Here is a 15,858-nt window from a genome sequence, read left to right on the forward strand (position 1 = left end):
CATTGTTCTCGGAATTGCGCTCTCATATCGCGGTATTCTTAGAAGGCAAGGATTTCCGCGGTGAATTGCACGGCCATCGCGCGGCCGGCGGTCGGCCCCGGGTGATACCGTTGCCACGCGAGAGGGGAGACGTCGATGTCGGACACGCGCGCGGACGGTGCCAGGCGGCTGCCCGCCACGGGCACGCCGATAGCGCTCACCGATCGGCATCAGCGTCCGCTGCGTGATCTGCGCATCTCGGTCACCGATCGGTGCAACTTCCGCTGCGTGTACTGCATGCCCAAGGAGGTGTTCGGACGCGACTACGCCTTCCTCGACCGCGACGAGCTGCTCTCCTTCGAGGAGATCACCCGCATCGCCGCCGTGGCGGCGGCGCACGGCGTGCACAAGATCCGCCTCACCGGGGGTGAGCCGCTGCTGAGACGTGGCATCGAGCAGCTGATCGCGCAGCTGGCGGCGTTGCGCACCCCCGAGGGCGAGGCGCTCGACATCGCCCTGACCACGAACGGCTCGGCGCTGGCCGTGAAGGCCGCGGCGCTGAAGGCGGCCGGGCTGCGACGCGTGACGGTGTCGGTGGACTCGCTGGACGACGAGCTGTTCCAGCGCATGAACGACGTGCGCTTCCCGGTGAGCCGGGTGCTCGACGGCATCGACGCCGCACACGAGGCGGGGCTGGGTCCGATCCGGTTGAACATGGTGGTCAAGCGGGGCGTGAACGACGGCGAGGTGCTCGACATGGCGCGCCGGTTCAAGGGCACCCCGTACACGCTGCGCTTCATCGAGTACATGGACGTCGGCACCACCAACGGCTGGTCGCTCGACGAGGTGGTGCCCTCGGCCGAGATCATCCGGCGCATCCACGACGTGTTCCCGCTCGAGCCTGCGGATGCCGTCGTGCCGGGCGAGACCGCGAAGCGCTGGCGCTACGTCGACGGCGGCGGTGAGATCGGCGTCATCTCGAGCGTCACCAACGCGTTCTGCGGCACGTGCACGCGAGCGCGCATCTCCACCGAGGGTCGGCTGTTCACGTGCTTGTTCGCCTCGAGCGGGCACGACCTGCGGGCGCTGCTGCGCGGGGGTGCAGGCGATGACGAGCTCGCCGCGGCGATGGCATCCATCTGGGGTGCGCGCGACGACCGCTACTCCGAGGTGCGCGCCTCGCTCACGCCCGAGCTGCGTGCGCAGCGCAAGCGCATCGAGATGTCCTACATCGGCGGCTGAGGCGCGGCGATCAACCGAGGACGTCGGCGACCACGTTCCAGATCTCGTCGGCGACCGCCCGCTTCGTGCCGCTCGCCTGCGCGAGCACGGCGCCCTCCTCGCCGATCATGTGCACGCTGTTCTGCGAAGTCTCGAAGCCGCGGTCCCAGCCCACCTCGTTGACCACCAGCAGGTCGACGCCCTTGCGCTCCCGCTTGCGCCGCGCGCGAGCGAGGAGCTGGGCGTGGTCGTCCGCCGTCTCGGCGGCGAATGCCACCACGACCTGGCCCGGCGTGCGGCGTGCGGCGAGCGCCGCGACGATGTCGTCATTCGGCACCAGCTCGATGCTCCTGAGCGGCCCGGACTCCTTGGTGAGCTTGCGCTCCGACACCTCCGCCGGCCGGTAGTCGGCGACCGCCGCGGCCATGACGATCACGGCGGCGTCCTCGGCCGCCGTCCGCATCGCCGCGCCCAGCTCGGCGGCGGTGCCGACGTGCTCGACGCGGGTGAGCGGGTGCTGCGCGGCATCCGCGAGCACGGCCTCTTCGACGTGTGCGCAGACGAGCGCGACCTCCGCCCCCAGGTCCGCCGCCGCGAGGGCCAGGGCGACGCCCTGACGGCCGCTGGAGCGGTTGCCGAGGAAGCGCACCGGGTCGAGCGGCTCGCGGGTGCCGCCGGCCGACACCGCGACGCGCAGCCCGTCGAGGTCGCCGGGCGCGTCGTGGTCCACCAGGGCGAGGGCCTGCTCCACGATGCGCTCGGGTTCCCGCATCCGTCCGGGGCCTGAGTCGCCTCCGGTGAGCTCCCCGGAGTCGGGGCCGAGCACCGCGACTCCGCGCCCGCGCAGCGTGTCGATGTTCGCCTGCGTGGCCGGGTGCCGCCACATCTCGGTGTGCATGGCCGGCGCGATCGCGACCGGAGCGGTGGTCGCCAGCAGGGTCGTGCCGAGCAGGTCGTCCGCGAGGCCGGCGGCCATCTTCGCGATGGTGTTCGCGGTCGCGGGAGCCACGATCACCAGCTCGGCGGCCTGACCGAGCGCGACGTGGCGCACCTGCGCGACGTCCTCATGGACGCTGGTGGTCACCGGATGACGGCTGATGGCCTCCCAGGTCGGCTTGCCGACGAAGCGGAGGGCGTCCTCGGTGGGCACGACTGTCACGTGGTGGCCGGCTGTCACGAGCAGGCGCACGAGATGCACGGTCTTGTATGCGGCAATGCCGCCGGTGACTGCGACGACGATGTTCACGTGTTCGATTCTGCCTAGACTCGTGCTCGTGTGCACAGTCGTGATCGATGTCGACGCCGTGGCGGGTGCCGGCTCGCGCCTGCTCGCCGTGCGCGACGAGGACCCGCAGCGCCCCTGGGACGACCTCGGCGAGTGGTGGCCGGAGAGGTATCCGGGCGTCATCGGCATCCACGACCGCCGCGCGGGCGGCGCCTGGCTGGCGGCGGATCCGTCGCGGAAGCGACTGGCCGTGCTGCTCAACCGCGCGGACGTGCTCGAGCTTCCCGAGGACCGGGTGCGCTCACGCGGGTCGCTGGCACTGGAGTCGGTGGCGGGACGCTCACCGCAGGGCGACGACCTGCCGATGCACGGCTTCAACCTGCTCGAGGTGCATCCGGATGGCGCGCGCGTGCTGTCGTGGGACGGCGCGCAGCTGCGTGAGACGCCCGTGCCGAGCGGCGTGCACATGATCGCCCACGACGACCTCGACGACCCGGGCACAGCACGCATCGCTGCATGGCTGCCGCGCTTCGCCGCGGCCCGACCGCACGACGACTGGACGGCGCGCTGGACGGAGGTGCTCGGCGACAGTACCGGACTGGCGCCGGAGGACGACCGCGCGATCATCCGCGACAACAACCCGCACGGCTACCCGACCATGTCGCTGCTGTTCTGCACCGCCGAGGTGTCGGATGCCCGCGTCGTGCTGCGCTCGCGCGCGCTTTCCGAGCCCGGCCACTGGGCCTGACGGAAACATCCCGTCACAGATCTCCGCCGAGGTCTTGACGTTCGGCATGCGCGCGCCTTACTCTTTTCACATAGCAAGACGATTCTTTCACTTCCTGGAAGAACCAGATGAGAACGGAGAGGGACATGAACGCACACGCAGCAGAGGCGCACGGGTACGTCCCAGCCGTCGAGACCAGCATCCCGTCGGTGAACATCGATCCCGATTTCCACCTGCCGGCCGAGCGCGGCAACGGATTCGTCCGCGCCTTCCGGATCCTCTTCCCCAAGGCCGCCTGAGGGCTCAGGGAAGACACACCAGGGACGCGCAAAGGGTTCGGCCCCCACGATGAAGTGGGGCCGGACCCTTCTGCGTGTCCTCCGGACAGGTCTGCGTCTGCGGACTGCGGTCAGCGGCCGAGGAGGCCCGGGATGTCGGCCGCGATCACACGGCCCACCTCGCGCAGCAGCGGCGCGGCGTTCGCCATGCTCTTCGCCGGCTCGGGTTCGATGTCGCTGAGCGCGTAGACCCGGGCGAAACCCGCGGCATCCGCCTGCGCGGCATCCAGGGTGGTGCGACCGCACACCGCCACGACGGGCTTGCCCGCCCTGGCCGACGCGGCCGACACGCCCAGCGGGGTCTTGCCGCCGAGGCTCTGGTCGTCGAGGCTGCCCTCCCCGGTGATGACGAGGTCGGCGTCGGCGATGCGCTCGGCCAGTCCGGTCAGTCGCTGGATGACATCGATGCCCGGCTCGCGCACCGCGCCGAGCACCGCGAGCGCCGCGTATCCCACGCCGCCCGCCGCGCCTGCGCCGGGCGCGGTCGCCGAGGGGCGCACGCCGGGCAGCGGCTCGAGCAGTTCGGCCAGTCGCGCCAGTCCCGCCTCGAGGACGGCGACATCGTCGGCGCTCGCCCCCTTCTGCGGTGCGAACACCGCGGCGGCCCCCCGGTCTCCCAGGAGAGGGTTGTCGACGTCGGCGGCGAGCACGAAGTCCACGCCGTTCAGTCGAGGATCGAGGCCAGTGATGTCGGCCGACGCGAGGTCGACCAGCCCCGCACCGCCCGGGCGGACGGGACGGTCGAGTGTGCGCAGGGCCACGCCGAGCGCCTGCAGCATTCCCGCGCCGCCGTCGGTGCAGGCGCTGCCGCCCACGCCGAGCACGATCGAGGTGCAGCCATGATCGAGCGCTGCCACGATGAGCTCGCCGGTGCCCCGGCTGGTCGCCTCGAGGGCTGACTTCTCGCCGTCGGGCAGCACGTCCAGACCGCTCGCGGCGGCCATCTCGATGATGGCCTGCTCGTCGCGGACCGCGAAGGTGGCGTCCACCGGACGACCGGTCGGGCCGGTCACCGAGACCGTGATCGGCGTGAAGCCGCTCGCGACGGCCGCCTCGACTGTGCCCTCGCCGCCGTCGGCGACGGGAGCGGCGTCGACGACGGCATCCGGGATGATCTCCCGGATGCCGTCGGCGAGCGCTGCCGCCACCTCGGAGCCCGTAGCCGAGCCCTTGAACTTGTCAGAGGCGATGAGGATGCGCATGTCGTGCTCGGAATCGCTCAGTCGAGCAGGGCGTAGATCGCCTCGGGGGCGTCGGCCGGCGAGGCGGCGAGGTCCTCGAACTCGTTCATGGTGTCGAGGTCGGCACCCATCGCGATGTTCGTGACGCGCTCGAGGATGACCTCGACGACCACCGGCACCTGGAACTCCTCCTTGAGGCGCTCCGCCTCGGCGAAGCCGGCAGCGAGGTCCTCAGGGCGCTCCACGCGGATCGCCTTGCAGCCCAGCCCCTCGGCGACCTTGACGTGGTCCACGCCGTAGCCGGTGGCGACGCTGTTCGGGTCGTTCGGGGTGTTGACGTTGTCGAAGGCCAGCGAGACCTCGTAGTCCATCTCGAAGCCGCGCTGCGACTGACGAATCAGGCCGAGGTAGCTGTTGTTGACCACGACGTGGATGTACGGCAGCTTGTGCTGCGCGCCCACGGCGAGCTCCTCGATCATGAACTGGAAGTCGTAGTCGCCCGAGAGCGCGACGACCTGCTCGCCCGGCTTGCCGCGCACGACACCCAGCGCCGCGGGACCGGTCCAGCCCAGCGGGCCGGCCTGACCGGCGTTGATCCACTTGCGCGGACCGTACACGTGCAGCAGCTGGGCCCCGGCGATCTGCGAGAGGCCGATCGTCGTGACGAAGGTGGTGTCGCGGTCGAACGCCGTGAGCATCTCCTGGTAGACGCGGTGCGGCTTCATGGGCACGTCGTCGAAGTTCGTCTTGCGCTGCAGGCGCGCCTTGCGATCGCGGCAGGACTCGGCCCAGGCCGTGTAGTCGGGCAGCTCGGCGACGCGGTCGCGGGCCGCCTCGAGCAGGGCGTCCATGAACGCACCGGCGTCGGAGACCACACCGTAGTCGGGTGCGAATACGCGACCGATCTGGGTCGGCTCGATGTCGACGTGCACGAAGGTGCGGCCCTTGCGGTACGTGTCGAGGCCGCCGGTGTGGCGGTTCGCCCACCGGTTGCCGATGCCGAGCACGAAGTCGCTCTCGAGGAAGCTCGCGTTGCCGTAGCGCTGCGAGGTCTGGATGCCGACCAGGCCCGCGGCGAGCGGGTGGTCGTCGGCGATCGCGCCCCAGCCCATCAGGGTCGGCACGACGGGCACGCCGAGGGTCTCGGCCAGCTCGACGAGCGTGTCGGAGGCACCGGAGTTCACGATGCCGCCGCCGGCGACGATCACGGGGTGCTTCGAGGCGGTGAGCATGTCGAGCACCTTCTCGGCCTGCGCGCGGGTGGCGGCGGGCTTGGCCACCGGCAGCGGCTCGTAGGTGTCGATGTCGAACTCGATCTCGGTCATCTGCACGTCGAACGGCAGATCGATCAGCACCGGACCGGGACGACCCGAGCGCATGATCTGGAACGCGCTCTGGAAGACGCCGGGAACCTGCGCGCCCTCGAGCACGGTCTTGGCGAACTTCGTGACCGGCTTCGCGATGGACGCGATGTCGACGGCCTGGAAGTCCTCCTTGTCGAGCTTGGCGACCGGCGCCTGGCCCGTGATGCACAGCATCGGGATGCTGTCGGCGATCGCCGCGTACAGCCCGGTGATCATGTCGGTGCCGGCGGGGCCGGAGGTGCCCAGGCACACGCCGATGCGGCCGTCGCCAGTGCGGCTGTAGCCGTCGGCCATGTGCGAGGCGCCCTCGACGTGGCGGGCGAGGGTGTGCCGGATGCCGCCGTTGGCGCGCATCGCGGAGTAGAGGGGGTTGATGGCGGCTCCGGGCAGGCCGAACGCCTCGTCGGCGCCCTCCTTGATCAGGATCTGGACGATGGCGTCCACTGCACGCATGCGGGTCATGATGTCTGTTCCTTCGTAGCTGATGTCTTATTCGCGGCCGGACAGCTCTGCGGTGAGCTTGAAGAGGCCGGAGTGGTCGAGGCCGCCGTCGCCGCGGGCGACGAGCGAGGTGACGAGCTGGGCGACCGCCGAGCCGAGGGGCACAGCGACGCCCGCGCCGCGGGCGGCGGCGGTGACGATGCCGAGGTCCTTGTTGTGCAGGGCCAGGCGGAAGCCGGGGGCGAAGTCGCGGTCGAGCATCTTCTGCCCCTTCTGGTCGAGGACCTTGGAGCCGGCGAGACCGCCGCCGAGCACCTTGAGGGCAGCGTCCGTGTCGACGCCGTAGGCCTCGAGGAAGACGATCGCCTCGCTGAGCGCCTGGATGTTGACCGCGACGATCAGCTGGTTGGCCGCCTTGACAGTCTGGCCCGCGCCGGCCGGGCCGACGTGCACGATGGTCTTGCCGATGGCCTGCAGGACGGGCTCCGCCTTCGCGAAGTCCTCCGGCGAGCCGCCGGTCATGATCGAGAGCACGCCGTCGATGGCGCCCTGCTCGCCACCCGAGACGGGTGCGTCCACAGCGCCGAGACCGGCGGCGACGGCCTCCTCGGCCAGCTCCTTGGCGACGTCCGGGCGGATCGAGGAGTTGTCGATCCACAGCGCGCCCTTCTTCGCGTTGGCGAAGACGCCTTCCGGGCCCTGCACGACACCGGCGACATCCGGGGAGTCGGGCACCATCGTGATGATGACGTCGGCGTCCTTGACGCCCTCTGCGACGCTCGCCGCACCCTGACCGCCGGCCTCGACGAGCTGATCGACGGGGCCCTGGCTGCGGTTCACGCCGGTGACGGTGTAGCCGGCCTTGACGAGGTTCTTCGCCATGGGCAGGCCCATGATGCCGAGTCCGATGATGGTGATGTTGGTCATGTCTCGCTCCTTCGCGGAAGTCGGGTCAGTTCTTCGTCCAGGCGAAGGGGTCCGCCTGGGTGGCCTTGTACTCGAGGCCGATGGGGCCGGTGTAGCCTCCGGCGCGTGCGGCGTCGATCCACTCGGTGAGCGGCAGCTCACCGGTGCCGGGCTCGCCGCGACCCGGAGCGTCGGCGATCTGGATGTGGCCGAACTCGCCGGCGTGCTCGGCGATGACGGCGGCGACGTCGTCGCCGTTCACGGCGAGGTGGTAGAAGTCGGCGAGCAGGTGCACGTTTTCGACGCCGTGCTCGTCCTTGACGCGAGCGATGATCGCGAGCGCGTCGTCCGCGGTCTTCAGGGGGTAGGCGTCCGCACCGGACACCGGCTCGAGCAGCACGATGCCGCCGATGCGGCCGACCGCCTTGCCGGCGATCGCGAGGTTCTCGACGGCGAGGTCGTCCTGCGCCTTCTCGTCGACGCCGTCCTGGCGCAGCCCGTACAGCGCGTTGAACGCCTTGGTGCCGGTGCGCTCGCCGATGCCGACGACCACCTCGACGTTGTCGCGGAACTCGTCCTCGCGACCGACCCACGACACGAGTCCGCGGTCGCCACCGGCCATGTCGCCGGCGAAGAAGTTCAGACCGGTGAGCTGCACGCCGGCATCTGCGATCGCAGCGACGAAGGCGTCGACCTCCTGCTCGGCGGGAACGGCCGAGGAGAACGGCCACCAGAACTCGACCGCGTCGAATCCGGCCGCCTTCGCGGCCGCGGGGCGCTCGTTGACGGGCAGATCGGTCAGCAGGATCGAGGCGTTGACGGTGTAGCTCATGGATCTTCCTTGATTTCGGATCGTGAAAGAAAAGTTTCTAGTAATGAAACTCTACGTCGCGGCGTCGGATCCTGTCAACGGTTCGGCGGGGGGATTCCGGCATCCGGAACGTCCCCGAACCGACGACGCACCTGCCCGCGAACGGACAGGTGCGTCATCGAGACCCGGTGGTCGCTGAGCGCGGCGCGGGGGGTCAGGTGAGCTTGATCTGCCGGTTCATGTCCTTGTACAGCAGGTAGCGGAAGTCGCCGGGGCCGCCTGCGTAGCAGGCCTGCGGGCAGAACGCGCGCAGCAGCATGTAGTCGCCCGCCTCGACCTCGACCCAGTCGCCGTTGAGGTGATAGACCGCCTTGCCCTCGAGCACGAACAGCCCGTGCTCCATGACGTGCGTCTCGGCGAAGGGGATCGACCCGCCCGGCTTGAAGGTGACGATGTTCACCTGCATGTCGTGCGCGATGTCGCTCGAGTCCGCGAAGCGCGTGGTGAGCCACGCGTCGGTGCCCACCATGGGCGTCGGCTCGATGTCCTGGTCGCGCGTGACGAACGACGCCGGCGCATCCACGCCCTCCAGCCACTCGTACGCCTTGCGGATCCAGTGGAAGCTGGTGATCTCGTCGCCCTCGTTCTGCAGCGACCACTCGGCACCCGGAGCGAGGAAGGCGTAGCCGCCCTCTTCGAGCACGTGCGTCTCTCCCTCGAGCGTGAGGGTGAGCCGGCCGGTGGTGACGAAGACGACGCCCTCGACGCCCGCCTCGGGCTCGGGCTTCGCAGCACCGCCGCCCGGGGCGATCTCGACGATCAGCTGCGAGAAGGTCTCGGCCGAACTCGGGGTCGGCTTGGCGATGATCCAGGCGCGGGTGTTCGTGAAACCGGGCAGGGTGCTGGTGACGATGTCACGCAGCACGCCCTTGGGGATGACCGTGTACGCGAGCTTGACGATCGCCCGGTCGGTGAGCAGGTCGGTCTGCGGCGGCAGGCCTCCCGTGGGGGTGTAGTAGCTCATGAGTTCTCCTTCTCGAGCGTGTCGGATGCCGCGACCGCGGCGAGCTTCGGGTGCGCGAGCCGCGTCAGCTCGGCGGGCGTGGCGCCGGTGGAACCGCGCACCTCGTCCTCGGTGAGCGCGCCGCACTCCAGGCCTCGCACGACGAAGCGGGCGAGGGCGCGGGCGGTGGCGGGCTCGTCCATGATCGTCGCGTCGCTGCCGTGCAGGTAGTTGTCGAGCCGGCGGGCCGCTGCCGCGAAGCCCTCGCGGTAGAACGCGTAGGTGGCGAGGTAGCGGGTGGGCAGCTGCGCGGCGTGCAGGTCCCAGCCCTGGTAGTAGCCGCGCTCGAGCGAGCGGCGCACGAGCCGCGCGTGCAGCTTCCAGGCGTCCAGCACGTGCTGCGAGTCGCCGACCGGGATGACATTGGTCGACCCGTCCGACAGGCGCACGCCGGTCTCGGCCACCGCGACCTGCATGACCTGCTTGGCGTAGTCGGCGGCGGGATGCTCCATCGACTGGTAAGCCGCGGCGATCTGCAGCGACGCGCTGTAGTCGTAGGTGCCGTAGTGCAGGGCCGAGACCCGGCCCTGAGCGCGATGCAGCAGCGTCGCCACCGGGATCGTGCCGTCGGCGGCGACGATCAGCTGCGGGGTCTCCATCTGCACCTCGAAGCGCAGCCGGCCCGGGGTCAGACCCAGCCGATCCTCGAAGCGCTCGCAGAGGGCGACCATCGCCTCCACCTGCGCGACGGTGGTGACCTTCGGCAGGGTGAGGACGAGCCCGTCCGGCAGCTCGCCGGCGGCGGCGAGGGTGCTGACGAAGCGGTCGAGGGTGCGGATGCCACGGCGCCGGGTGGGCGCTTCGAAGCACTTGAACCGGATGCCGATGAACGGCGGTGCGGTGCCGGCGGCCACCGCCTCGGCGACCCGCTCGGCGGCGAGGATCGCATCCGCGTCCTCCTCTTCGTCGCTGCGCGTGCCGTAGCCGTCCTCGAAGTCCAGACGCAGGTCCTCGATGGGCTCGCGGGCGAGCTTGGCATCCACGAGCGGAGCCAGCTCGGCGGCGAGGTGACCGAGGCCGATCGCCTCGGCGAGCGCAGCCGTGCCGCCGGCCTGCTCGACGGCCGCGGCTGCGTCGGCGCCGAAGCGCGCGGGCAGATCGCGGTCGAAACGGTCGGCGGGCACGTACAGGGTGTGCACCGGCTGACGGCTGCCGTCATCGCCCGGGTAGGCCTGGGCCAGCAGCGCGTCGGTGTCGGCGAGGCGCGCGTCGATGTCGGCGAAGTCGTCCTCGCCCAGCGTGGTGTTGCCTGTCATCCGGGTCACTCCTTGTCTGCCGCGGCGTTCTCGACGACGCGGACGATGGCGTCGGCGACCGCCCCGGCCACCAGCGGGTCGAACACGCTGGGGATGATGAAGCTCGCGTTGAGCTCGTCCTCTTCGACACGCGACGCGATGGCGTAGGCCGCCGCGACCAGCATAGGCGCGGTGATGTCGGCGACGCCCGCGTCGAGCAGACCGCGGAAGACGCCGGGGAAGGCGAGGACGTTGTTGATCTGGTTCGGGAAGTCGCTGCGCCCGGTGGCGACGATCGCGGCGTGCTTGGATGCCACGACCGGGTCGACCTCGGGGGTCGGGTTGGCCATCGCGAAGACGATCGCGTCGTCGTTCATGGCGGCGATGTCGTTCTCGTCGAGCACGTTCGGGGCGCTCACGCCGATGAAGACGTCGGCATCGACCATGGCCTCCTTCAGGCTGCCCTCGAAGCCGCGCGGGTTGGTGGTCGCGGCGATCTCACGGCGGTGGGCGTCGGTGTACTCCTTGCCGGCGACGATGGCGCCGTCGCGGCCGCAGGCCACGATGTCCTTCGCGCCCTCGGCCAGCAGCAGCTGGATGATGGCGTTGCCGGCCGCGCCGACGCCCGAGACGACGATGCGCACGTCCTCGATCTTCTTGTCGACGACCTTGAGCGCGTTGACGAGCGCGGCGAGCGTGACGATCGCGGTGCCGTGCTGGTCGTCGTGGAAGACCGGGATGTCCAGCTCCTCGCGCAGACGCGCCTCGATCTCGAAGCAGCGCGGCGCCGCGATGTCCTCGAGGTTCACGCCGCCGTAGACGGGGGCGATCGCCTTGACGATCTTGATGATCTCCTCGGTGTCCTTGGTGTCCAGACACACCGGCCACGCGTCGACGTTGGCGAACTGCTTGAACAGCGCCGCCTTGCCCTCCATGACCGGCAGTGCGGCCTCGGGGCCGATGTCGCCCAGGCCGAGCACCGCGGTGCCGTCGGTGACCACCGCGATGGTGTTGCGCTTGACGGTGAGGTTGCGCGCCTTGCTCTTGTCCTCGGCGATGGCCATGCACACGCGGGCGACGCCTGGGGTGTAGGCGCGCGAGAGGTCGTCGCGGTTGCGCAGCGGCACGCTGGGCACCACCTCGAGCTTGCCGCCGAGGTGCATGAGGAAGGTGCGGTCGCTGACCTGGCGCACGTGCACGCCCTCGAGGGCCTCGACCGCGTCACGGATGCGCGAGGCGTGCTCGTCGTCGATGGTGTTGCAGGTCAGGTCGACCACGATCGACGTGGGGTGCGACTCGACGACGTCGAGGGCGGTGATCGCGGCACCGGCCGAAGCCGCCGCGGCGGCGAGCTCGCTGGTGACGCTGAAGTTCGAGGGCGCGTCGATACGGAGAGTGATCGAGTTGCCGGGACCCGGATTGGCCATGTTTCCTCTTCCCTGAGGTGCGCCGCACGCGTCAGCGCCGACCCACAGTTGCTTTCGGATTCTTTCGTTGCTTTCGCATCGTGGACACTATTATCTATCATATGAAAGTCGCGCGCAATCGTCGATCGCGATCGCGCACGATTTCCGCCCTGTACTTCTCGCATGATGGAATAGTTCGGTACCTCGTTCGGTACCTAGGAGGACCTGATGGCCGAAAGCAAGACCCGCAGCAGCGGATCGGGGGTGCAGTCCGTCGAGCGCGTGTTCGAGCTGCTCGAACTGGTGACGGATGCCGGCGGCGATGTGACGCTGAGCGAGCTGGCGTCGTCGACCGACCTGCCCCTGCCCACCATCCACCGGCTGCTGCGCACTCTCGTCTCGCTCGGCTACGCCCGTCAGCTGCCCAACCGACGCTACGCGCTGGGCCCGCGGCTCATCCGCATCGGCGAGGGCGCATCCCGGCAGTTCGGCGCCCTGGCGCGCCCGCAGCTGAAGACGCTGGTCGACCAGCTCGGCGAGAGCGCGAACATGGCGGTGCTGGACGGCAACATGATCGTCTACGTCGCCCAGGTGCCATCGCTGCACTCCATGCGCATGTTCACCGAGGTCGGACGCCGTGCGCACACGCACGACACCGGCGTCGGCAAGGCCATCCTCGCCCAGCTGCCCGACGACACGGTGCGCAGCCTGGTCACCCGCGCCGGCATGCCCACGCCCACCGAGTTCAGCATCGGCGACGTGGACGCGCTCATCGCCGACCTCGACCGCATCCGCGAGCGCGGCTACTCGATCGACGACCAGGAGCAGGAGATCGGGGTGCGTTGCTTCGCCATGGCCGTGCAGGACGCCCCGACGCCCATGGCGGTGTCGGTCTCGGGGCCGATCTCGCGTGTGGACGAGTCCTTCGGCGAGCGCGCGGTGCCGCTGCTGCGCCGTGCCGCCGAGGCGATCGGCGCCGAGCTGGCATCCTGACCCTTCGACAGGCTCAGGGACCCACTTCGACAGGCTCAGGGACCCAGTTCGACAGGCTCAGGGACCCACTTCGACAGGCTCAGGGACCCACTTCGACGAACTCCTTCGGGAGGGGTTCTCACCTTCGGGAGGAGGTCCGGACTGCGGACCTCCTCCCGAATGCGTCTTCCCCTCCGATGGGAGTGCGCCGGTCTCAGGCGTCGCCGCCCGCGTTCCCGCTGGTGCCCGCGTTCACGTCGAGCAGACGGTAGCGCTCAGCGGCCTGAGCAGGCGCTGAGGTATCCACCTCTCCGCGCGCGGCGAGCAGCTGCAGCGCGCGCACGACGACCGAGTGCGAGTCGATCTTGAAGAAGCGGCGCGCGGCGGCGCGGGTGTCCGAGAAGCCGAAGCCGTCGGCGCCCAGCGTCGCCCAGTCGTTCTTCACGAACTGGCGGATCTGATCGGGCAGGTCCTTGGCGTAGTCGCTGACGGCCACGATGGGCCCGTCGTGACCGGCGAGCTGCTTCTGCAGGAACGGCGTGCGCACGCCGTTCTCGGGGTGCAGGAAGGCCTGCTCCTCGGCGCGCACGGCGTCGCGACGCAGCTCGGTCCATGAGGTGACCGAGAAGACATCCGCGGCGACACCCCAATCGTCGCGCAGCAGCTGCTGCGCCTCGAGCGCCCAGGTGACGCCGATCCCGGAGGCCAGCAGGTGTGTGCGCGGCCCCTCGCCCTGGGCGGCGGAGATGCGGTGGATGCCGCCGAGGATCCCCTCGACGTCGACGTCCGCCGGCTCGGCGGGCTGCACGATCGGCTCGTTGTAGACCATCAGGTTGTAGATCCAGTTGCGATCCGTCGAGTCCGGCCCGTACATGCGCTCGATGCCGGCGCGCACGATGTGGCCGATCTCGTACCCGTAGGCGGGGTCGTAGGTGACCACGGCCGGGTTGGTGGCCGCCAGCAGGGGGGAATGCCCGTCGGCGTGCTGCAGACCTTCACCGGTCAGGGTGGTGCGACCGGCGGTGGCTGAGATGAGGAAGCCGCGCGTCATCTGGTCGGCGGCCGCCCACAGCGAGTCGCCCGTGCGCTGGAAGCCGAACATCGAATAGAACACGTACACCGGGATGAGCGGCACGCCGTGCGTGGCGTAGGCCGTGCCGGCCGCGGTGAACGCGGCGATGGAGCCGGCCTCGTTGATGCCGACGTGCAGGATCTGCCCCGCCGTGGACTCCTTGTACGAGAGCACGATGTCACGGTCGACGGCCAGGTAGTTCTGTCCGTTCGGGTTGTAGATCTTCGCCGTCGGGAAGAACGCGTCCATGCCGAAGGTGCGCGCCTCGTCGGGGATGATCGGCACGATGCGCTGGCCGAACTCCTTGTCGCGCATGAGGTCCTTCAGCACGCGCACGAACGCCATGGTCGTCGCGGCCTCCTGCTTGCCGGAGCCGCGCGCCGCGACCTCGTACGCCATCGCGTCGGGCAGGACGATCTGGCCGGCCGCGTGGGGGCGACGCTCTGGCAGGTACCCGCCGAGCGCACGTCGGCGCTCCTGCATGTACTGGATCTCGGGGGCGTCCGCGCCGGGGTGGTAGTACGGCGGCTGATACGGATCGGCCTCGAGCTGGGCGTCGGTGATCGGCACGCGCAGGTGGTCGCGGAAGTCCTTGAGGTCCTGCAGCGTGAGCTTCTTCATCTGGTGCGTGGCGTTGCGCGCCTCGAAGCGCTGGCCGAGGCCGTAGCCCTTGACGGTCTTGACGAGGATGACGGTGGGACGTCCGTTGCGCTGCATCGACTGCTGATAGGCGGCGAACACCTTGTGGTAGTCATGGCCGCCGCGCTTGAGGCCCCAGATCTGGTCGTCGGTGAGGCGCTCGACGAGCTTCTCGGCCCGCGGGTCGCGGCCGAAGAAGTTCTCGCGGATGAACGCGCCGGACTCGGCCTTGTACGTCTGGTAGTCGCCGTCCCGGGTGGTGTTCATGATGTCGACGAGGGCGCCCTCGTCGTCGTGTGCGAGCAGCTCGTCCCATTCCCGGCCCCAGATGACCTTGATGACGTTCCATCCCGCGCCGCGGAAGAAGCCCTCGAGCTCCTGGATGATCTTGCCGTTGCCGCGCACCGGTCCGTCCAGGCGCTGCAGGTTGCAGTTGACGACGAAGGTGAGGTTGTCGAGGCCGTCGTTGGCTGCCAGCTGCAGCAGCCCGCGTGACTCGGGCTCGTCCATCTCGCCGTCGCCGAGGAACGCCCACACATGCTGGTCGCCGGTGTCCTTCAGCCCGCGCCCCTGCAGGTAGCGGTTGGACTGCGCCTGGTAGATGGCGTTCATCGGTCCGATGCCCATCGACACCGTCGGGAACTCCCAGAACTCGGGCATGAGCCGAGGGTGCGGGTACGACGACAGCGCGTGTCCCTCGCGGGACTTCTCCTGCCGGAAGCCGTCGAGGTCCTCCTCGCTCAGGCGCCCTTCCATGTATGCGCGGGCGTACATGCCCGGCGATGCGTGGCCCTGGAAGAAGACCTGGTCGCCACCGCCGGGGTGATCCTTGCCGCGGAAGAAGTGGTTGAAGCCGACCTCGTACAGGGTGGCTGCACCGGCGTAGGTGGAGATGTGCCCGCCGACGCCGATACCGGGTCGCTGCGCGCGGTGCACGAGCACGGCGGCGTTCCAGCGCATCCAGGCGCGGTAGCGGCGCTCGAGCTCTTCGTCGCCGGGGTACTGCGGCTCGTCGCCGGCGGCGATGGTGTTGACGTAGTCGGTCGTGGCGGTGGGCTCGTCACGTAGCCCGGCGCGGGCGAACAGGCTGCGCACGAGGTGCTCGCCGCGCGCAGCTCCGCGCTGCGTGACGACGGCGTCGAGGGACTCCAGCCATTCCGCCGTCTCCTCGGGATCGACGTCGGCGGTGGCAGTGGCGGATGCGGGGGCAGAGGCGCGATCGTCGGTCACGGTTCGGCCTTTCTTGTTAGATGGAGGGGAGGCTGCCGGGTGCGGCAG

Annotated in this window: 13 protein-coding genes; 4 read left to right on the forward strand and 9 right to left on the reverse strand. The window is 69.9% G+C overall.

Features of this window, described 5'->3' with window-relative positions; all coding sequences use genetic code 11:
* Window positions 1-135 precede the first annotated feature (135 nt).
* The gene (gene moaA, locus WFG93_RS01540; RefSeq protein ID WP_336644554.1) at window positions 136-1,221 is read left to right on the forward strand and encodes a GTP 3',8-cyclase MoaA; all 1,086 of its coding nucleotides are present in this window, start codon (window positions 136-138) and stop codon (window positions 1,219-1,221) included.
* A gap of 10 nt (window positions 1,222-1,231) precedes the next feature.
* Here the strand turns inward: moaA and coaBC are convergent, their stop codons facing one another.
* Window positions 1,232-2,446 carry a bifunctional phosphopantothenoylcysteine decarboxylase/phosphopantothenate--cysteine ligase CoaBC gene (coaBC, locus tag WFG93_RS01545; RefSeq protein WP_336644555.1) on the reverse strand — a complete coding sequence of 405 codons (1,215 nt, stop codon included), beginning with the start codon at window positions 2,444-2,446 and terminating at the stop codon, window positions 1,232-1,234.
* Between the two features lie 28 nt (window positions 2,447-2,474).
* Here coaBC and WFG93_RS01550 point away from each other — a divergent pair, with 28 nt between their 5' ends.
* Window positions 2,475-3,173, forward strand: coding sequence for an NRDE family protein (locus WFG93_RS01550; RefSeq protein ID WP_336644556.1), 699 nt, complete (start codon window positions 2,475-2,477; stop codon window positions 3,171-3,173).
* A gap of 125 nt (window positions 3,174-3,298) precedes the next feature.
* Complete coding sequence (locus tag WFG93_RS01555; RefSeq protein WP_336644557.1) at window positions 3,299-3,451, forward strand: hypothetical protein; 153 nt, start codon at window positions 3,299-3,301, stop codon at window positions 3,449-3,451.
* Window positions 3,452-3,561: 110 nt separating this feature from the next.
* Here WFG93_RS01555 and WFG93_RS01560 read toward each other — a convergent pair whose 3' ends face one another.
* From WFG93_RS01560 to WFG93_RS01590, 7 genes are all read right to left on the reverse strand, one after another.
* A complete protein-coding gene (locus tag WFG93_RS01560) occupies window positions 3,562-4,692 on the reverse strand; it encodes a glycerate kinase (protein WP_336644558.1) in 1,131 nt (376 codons plus the stop codon).
* A 17-nt stretch (window positions 4,693-4,709) separates the two neighbouring features.
* The gene (gcl, locus tag WFG93_RS01565) at window positions 4,710-6,497 is read right to left on the reverse strand and encodes a glyoxylate carboligase (protein ID WP_336644559.1); all 1,788 of its coding nucleotides are present in this window, start codon (window positions 6,495-6,497) and stop codon (window positions 4,710-4,712) included.
* 27 nt (window positions 6,498-6,524) lie between these two features.
* A complete protein-coding gene (locus WFG93_RS01570; RefSeq protein ID WP_336644560.1) occupies window positions 6,525-7,544 on the reverse strand; it encodes a 2-hydroxy-3-oxopropionate reductase in 1,020 nt (339 codons plus the stop codon).
* Window positions 7,429-8,214 carry a hydroxypyruvate isomerase family protein gene (locus tag WFG93_RS01575; protein WP_336644561.1) on the reverse strand — a complete coding sequence of 262 codons (786 nt, stop codon included), beginning with the start codon at window positions 8,212-8,214 and terminating at the stop codon, window positions 7,429-7,431. Before WFG93_RS01575 ends, WFG93_RS01570 begins: the two co-directional genes overlap by 116 nt.
* Window positions 8,215-8,407: 193 nt before the next feature.
* On the reverse strand, window positions 8,408-9,217 hold the full coding sequence (locus WFG93_RS01580; protein ID WP_336644562.1) for a bifunctional allantoicase/(S)-ureidoglycine aminohydrolase: 810 nt from the start codon (window positions 9,215-9,217) through the stop codon (window positions 8,408-8,410).
* On the reverse strand, window positions 9,214-10,512 hold the full coding sequence (locus WFG93_RS01585) for a DUF6986 family protein (protein WP_336644563.1): 1,299 nt from the start codon (window positions 10,510-10,512) through the stop codon (window positions 9,214-9,216). The genes WFG93_RS01580 and WFG93_RS01585 overlap by 4 nt, the downstream gene beginning before the upstream one ends.
* Before the next feature lie 5 nt (window positions 10,513-10,517).
* Window positions 10,518-11,918: an NAD-dependent malic enzyme gene (locus WFG93_RS01590; RefSeq protein WP_336644564.1), complete on the reverse strand. Its 1,401-nt coding sequence runs from the start codon at window positions 11,916-11,918 to the stop codon at window positions 10,518-10,520.
* Between the two features lie 207 nt (window positions 11,919-12,125).
* Here WFG93_RS01590 and WFG93_RS01595 point away from each other — a divergent pair, with 207 nt between their 5' ends.
* Window positions 12,126-12,890, forward strand: a complete 765-nt coding sequence (locus WFG93_RS01595) for an IclR family transcriptional regulator (protein WP_336644565.1) — start codon at window positions 12,126-12,128, stop codon at window positions 12,888-12,890.
* Window positions 12,891-13,083: 193 nt separating this feature from the next.
* Here WFG93_RS01595 and aceE read toward each other — a convergent pair whose 3' ends face one another.
* A complete protein-coding gene (gene aceE / locus WFG93_RS01600) occupies window positions 13,084-15,810 on the reverse strand; it encodes a pyruvate dehydrogenase (acetyl-transferring), homodimeric type (protein ID WP_336644566.1) in 2,727 nt (908 codons plus the stop codon).
* Between the last annotated feature and the right edge of the window lie 48 nt (window positions 15,811-15,858).

Origin of the sequence: Microbacterium sp. USHLN186 (assembly GCF_037145155.1) — a bacterium.
Classification (GTDB): domain Bacteria; phylum Actinomycetota; class Actinomycetes; order Actinomycetales; family Microbacteriaceae; genus Microbacterium.

What these genes read in the sequence shown, in the direction of transcription:
- moaA (WP_336644554.1), top strand. Translation starts at nt 136, where the DNA reads ATGTCGGACACGCGCGCGGACGGTGCCAGGCGGCTGCCCGCCACGGGC.
- WFG93_RS01555 (WP_336644557.1), top strand. Translation starts at nt 3,299, where the DNA reads ATGAACGCACACGCAGCAGAGGCGCACGGGTACGTCCCAGCCGTCGAG.
- WFG93_RS01560 (WP_336644558.1), bottom strand. Translation starts at nt 4,692, where the DNA reads ATGCGCATCCTCATCGCCTCTGACAAGTTCAAGGGCTCGGCTACGGGC.
- gcl (WP_336644559.1), bottom strand. Translation starts at nt 6,497, where the DNA reads ATGACCCGCATGCGTGCAGTGGACGCCATCGTCCAGATCCTGATCAAG.
- WFG93_RS01575 (WP_336644561.1), bottom strand. Translation starts at nt 8,214, where the DNA reads ATGAGCTACACCGTCAACGCCTCGATCCTGCTGACCGATCTGCCCGTC.
- WFG93_RS01580 (WP_336644562.1), bottom strand. Translation starts at nt 9,217, where the DNA reads ATGAGCTACTACACCCCCACGGGAGGCCTGCCGCCGCAGACCGACCTG.
- WFG93_RS01585 (WP_336644563.1), bottom strand. Translation starts at nt 10,512, where the DNA reads ATGACAGGCAACACCACGCTGGGCGAGGACGACTTCGCCGACATCGAC.
- WFG93_RS01590 (WP_336644564.1), bottom strand. Translation starts at nt 11,918, where the DNA reads ATGGCCAATCCGGGTCCCGGCAACTCGATCACTCTCCGTATCGACGCG.
- WFG93_RS01595 (WP_336644565.1), top strand. Translation starts at nt 12,126, where the DNA reads ATGGCCGAAAGCAAGACCCGCAGCAGCGGATCGGGGGTGCAGTCCGTC.